General features: G+C 59.9%; 4 protein-coding genes and 2 pseudogenes. 2 read left to right on the forward strand and 4 right to left on the reverse strand.

The window, feature by feature from the left end; all coding sequences use genetic code 11:
• Positions 1–126 (forward strand): annotated as a pseudogene (locus BVER_RS33060) (IS5/IS1182 family transposase); the annotation flags it as partial.
• A gap of 96 nt (positions 127–222) precedes the next feature.
• Here the strand turns inward: BVER_RS33060 and BVER_RS27940 are convergent.
• The 4 genes from BVER_RS27940 to BVER_RS27955 all read right to left on the reverse strand — a co-directional run bounded on the left by BVER_RS27940 (position 223) and on the right by BVER_RS27955 (position 2,978).
• Positions 223–648, reverse strand: a complete 426-nt coding sequence (locus BVER_RS27940) for a hypothetical protein (RefSeq protein ID WP_050456015.1) — start codon at positions 646–648, stop codon at positions 223–225.
• A 143-nt stretch (positions 649–791) separates the two neighbouring features.
• Positions 792–1,661 carry a tyrosine-type recombinase/integrase gene (locus tag BVER_RS27945; RefSeq protein WP_050456016.1) on the reverse strand — a complete coding sequence of 290 codons (870 nt, stop codon included), beginning with the start codon at positions 1,659–1,661 and terminating at the stop codon, positions 792–794.
• A 718-nt stretch (positions 1,662–2,379) separates the two neighbouring features.
• Positions 2,380–2,565: a hypothetical protein gene (locus BVER_RS27950; RefSeq protein ID WP_050456017.1), complete on the reverse strand. Its 186-nt coding sequence runs from the start codon at positions 2,563–2,565 to the stop codon at positions 2,380–2,382.
• Positions 2,559–2,978 (reverse strand): hypothetical protein, encoded by a 420-nt coding sequence (locus tag BVER_RS27955; RefSeq protein ID WP_157056271.1) that lies wholly within the window; start codon positions 2,976–2,978, stop codon positions 2,559–2,561. Before BVER_RS27955 ends, BVER_RS27950 begins: the two co-directional genes overlap by 7 nt.
• Before the next feature lie 390 nt (positions 2,979–3,368).
• Between BVER_RS27955 and BVER_RS27960 the strand changes: the two are divergent.
• Positions 3,369–4,340 (forward strand): annotated as a pseudogene (locus BVER_RS27960) (hypothetical protein); the annotation flags it as partial.

Below are 4,340 nucleotides of genomic sequence, written 5' to 3' on the forward strand. Positions count from 1 at the left end.
TTCTTTAAGCGTATCAAGCATTTTCGTCGCGTCGCCACTCGATATGACAAACTCGCCCACAGCTACCTCACCTTTGTCTCCATCGTGTCTGCCTTCGGGCCGCTCTTAAATGTGAACAGGACCTAGCAAGATGTATCTGTTCGAGACGGTGCCGGATGATTAGAAACGAAAACGCCCGCCCTAGATCGCTCTAGGACGGGCGTGGATTGCTGAACTGCCTACTTAGTGTCCCGCTACGACTTCTGCGGCTTCCGGCGCGTTCTCGATAAGCGCGAACAGGTAGAGCTTATCTTTGTGCGAGAACGCTTCCTTACCCGAAGCCTTTACGAGTCCGCGAAACTTAATGTGCTTCTCGAAAGGTAAGCGCAGGTCGCGGAACGCCTCTGCGACGCTCTTGTAGTCCTTCGTCTGTCCGTCGAAAGTTACCTTAACGCCGTGCTTCGTTACGCGAGCGAGGCGCGTGGCTTCGTTCGCCCAAGAGCGCGAGACGCCCGCCGCGTTGCCGAGCTTCGGGAGAGTGAAGGCCGGGAAGTCGAACGGCTCGATGCCGAAATCTGCGCGTGTCGGAAACTTCTCCCAAGCCGCAGCCATAACGATAGCGGGCGCGGCTGCGGCTTTCTTCGTGCGGGTGATCGTAGTACTGGCCATTTTGTTGCACTCCTAAAGGATTCTTGCGGTTATGTTTGGGTTCTGGAACTGCTTACTGCAAAACCGATTCTCCGCCAGTACACACCGAGCCTCAACAGGAATCTTGCGCGATGTCAACTAATTTTCACTATCCAGTACACTCGCTAGATAGTCAGCCCTGCGCGGCGTAACTTCGCGGCTGTCTCGTCCGATAACGGGAGATCACCGACCAATTCCAACATCGTTCTCGCGGCCTCGTTCGCTATAGCGCGCAGAGTCGCTAACTCCGTCTGTATATACCGGGCGGTAATCGCTCCCCGCGAGACGGTCATCCCCTTTTCGCTGGTCGCCCAGTTATGTCCGAGCAGGACCGCGACTTTCGAATGATCCGCGCCGAAAGCTAGAGACCCTACCGTAGCGACAGTCCGCCTTAGATCGTGAGCCGTTAGACGGTCGATTCCCGCCGCGTCGCAGACCTTCGCTATCGAGTCGCCTACCCGCGTCATATGCGGCGTTTCGCCCGTCCGCGCCGGGAACACGTAGTCCGCGCACTTGCGGCTAACGCACCGCGCCCGGAGCAGGTCTAGCGCGTAGTCCGACAGCGGCATAACGCCCGTGAATCCCTTCCAGCCTTCCGTTCCCGGCTCTATGTAAGCGAAGCCACGCGCTAGGTCGAGTTGCGACCAGCGAAGCCCTAACGCAGCGTTTAGCCGAAAGCCCGTAACGAAGATGAACAGGACGGCTTCGCGGCTATCCCGGCGCTTTAAAGTCCGTCCGACAGCCGCCCAGAACGGCTTAAGGTTCGCCGTTTCTATGTGCCCTTCTCGCGGCTTCGGAGCGATAAACTGCCGCCCTAGTCGGACCTTAGCAATCGGGTTTGTCTCAACTTTGTCCAGCGACATTAGATAGGTGTACACGCTCGAAACAATATTCGCGGCGTACAAAGCCTTAGAGTCACCGTGCTTCGCCTTTATGCCCGAGAGGAACGCGACCCAAGCCGCAACCCGCGTTTCCGCCAGCGACCAATCCTTCACTGGCGCGAGCGCGTAGCGATAGAGTTTGTCGTAATCGGTCTTAGTCGCTGCGGCGAGGAAGGCCGCGCTTAGTGCGCCGGTTAGCGAGAAATTCGGCCCAGACCGTCGCGAGCGTATCGGGAGTAAGGAGTAAAGGCGCTTGCGGCGGGACGGGCGCGGCTTCCGGTATAGGCTCCGCTTCGGGCGGGCCGTTCCGAGCCTCTAGGACATTCGCTATAGCCCAAGCCCGCGCTTGTTCATACGAGCCCGTCTCCGTCCAGCGCGGCGAGTCCTAGTGTGGCCCGATGCTCTCGCCCGTTCGCCTTAAACCGGGCGAACCAGACCGCCTTTAGCTTTGGCGACACCTGAAACCCTAGCGCCGGGAAGTCCCGGTCTGTGTATCGGCCCGGAGTCCGAGCCGCAGAGGTGAAAACTGCCTTACGTGAAAGGGCAGAACGCCCGTTTTCGGTGGTGACCATTTTTCCGCGATTTTTCCGTAAAAGTGAACGTATTTACAGAAAAGTCGGATGAAACGAGATTCTCAGGCCGTTGATTTATAACGACTTATTCATCGTGCTTCGGTTTTGGCAGCCTACTCAAAATCCCCCGCCGCAAGGCGTGCCGGTTCGATTCAGGCCCCGGGCACCAAAAATTATGAAGATGCACGCGCAAAAAAGCCGCTACATGTGAGCGGCTTTTTTCGTTCTTGGTCTGGGAGCGTGCCTCGATGAAACAACGGCTAGCGCGGGGGATGCGCCGGATCGGGTTTCGGCGGCCGCCGGAGCACACCCTTGCGAAAGCCGTACATGATGTAGCGATAAAAGATATCGCCTTCCGATCTCCTCGGGATGTAGTACTGCATGAACGCGCAGGTCAGCAAGACACCCCAATACTCTTTGAAAAAACCCAGGACCAGATTCAACATTTCGACACCGTTTCTCGACACGACGTGACATTGACACACAAAGCGTAGTATACCAAAGATTCCAGAAAGTGATGCATTGGCAGAATCGCCCGAACGGCTTCATTGAACGAAGCCAAAAGCAAGTATATCCAGAGCAATACGCCAGCAAGAGCCGCGAAAACTCCCAAATTCGACTGGCGCGAGGCGCGTTCAAATCGCTCGATCAACTGATGGCGAGTCCCGCGCGCGCCCACTTCGCGCGCCACCATCGCCGACATCACGCTCTGACTGATCCCCGACGTGACCAGCGAGATCGGAAAGAACGAATCCTCGCCCGGTTGCGCGAACGCGATGCGCAGCACGTACTCCACCGCACCCATGAAGGCCGGCAACCAGAACGCGACCGTCCACGCCGCCACATCGAAACGCCCCAATCTCATCGCCCTGCCTCGCTGAACTCGACGACATCACTATCGCCTTGCGCGATGCATCGCGAAAGTCGGCCGATCGGCTAACGGCATCGACGGCCCGAGCCACGGATATCGACGAAACGTTTGCCGTTTTATCCGCGCGACTGTAGCGAAAACCCCACTTGCCTAGCGTTTTCCCTAGACCGATCGTTACGCGAATGTGCGCAATCGCGTAGAAGCCATCTATAAAAATGTCGAAAAATAGGGCTCCCATCGACGTTCAGTAGTCCCGGTACGTGCGGCATCGCGAGGATGCCGGCTGGTGAGGCAAGCGCATTTCGGTTTGCTTAGGACTTTCCCGACGTGGTGACTCGCTCGCGCTATGCGCCGGCCATAACTCAAAATGGGTGCGACATGAATCGACCTGAATATTCGCTGTCGCTCGACTCCGTGATCTGCCGCAGGTGCAATACGATTTCCCGGGCCGAGGATGACACCTGCCCTTATTGCGGAGCCGATCGCACGGGCGCGATCTTCACAAGCCACGCCGAGGCGGCGGCCGCAGCCGCGCCTATCCACGAGCCGGACGACGATCAACTCGACGTCACCGACCTACGCGACACCGGCTGGCTCACGCGCATGGCGTGCCGCAAGATGGTGACGTCGTACCCGAGCCTGGCCGAGCCGGGCGACGAAGCCTTCGCGCCGCCGACCAAACCCGCGCGCAAAGGGCTCGCCGTGCTGGTCGGCGGCGTGTTCGCCGGGCTGGCCGTGGGCGGCTACTACTACGGGCATTCCGATCCCGATGTCGTCGTGATTCGCGACCCGGCCGCCATCAGCGCGGCGGCTCGATCCGCGACAAATCCGCCGCATCCGACGATGCCAACGATGTCCGGCACGCGCCGCTGGCATCGCGTTCGGGCACGGAGACGGATAAGCACGTCACGACGAACGCCGATCACCATTTGTCCACCGCCACGCCGATCGCCCGCAGCGCGTCCGCCGCAGATGCGCCGCGCTCGCACGGCACGGCACGGCGGGACCGACAAGATCGCCGAATCGCCAAAGCCCGTGGCTAACGACAAGGCGCAAGTGGCGGTCAAGCCAGCAGCGCCCGCCGCGACCACGCTCGCAAAAACCGACACTGCGCCATCCGCAGAAACGAGCGCAAAGCCCGCGATCTCCTCCGGCTCGGTCACGGCAAAGAACACGCCGCCCACGACCACCACCATCGCCACGGCAAGAACGCCGGTCGTCAAGCAACCGGACATCGCGCCGGCGCCGGTCGCCAAGGCGGAACAGTCGATGTCGGGCGCCGTGGTCGCGCAATCGTCCGCGAAGTCGGCGAGCGGATCGTCGGCGTGGACGTCGGTCAAGCCGCGCGAC

The sequence above is a fragment of the Candidatus Burkholderia verschuerenii genome (assembly GCF_001189365.1).
GTDB classification, from domain to species: domain Bacteria; phylum Pseudomonadota; class Gammaproteobacteria; order Burkholderiales; family Burkholderiaceae; genus Caballeronia; species Caballeronia verschuerenii.

What these genes read in the sequence shown, in the direction of transcription:
- BVER_RS27940 (WP_050456015.1), bottom strand. Translation starts at nt 648, where the DNA reads ATGGCCAGTACTACGATCACCCGCACGAAGAAAGCCGCAGCCGCGCCC.
- BVER_RS27950 (WP_050456017.1), bottom strand. Translation starts at nt 2,565, where the DNA reads ATGTTGAATCTGGTCCTGGGTTTTTTCAAAGAGTATTGGGGTGTCTTG.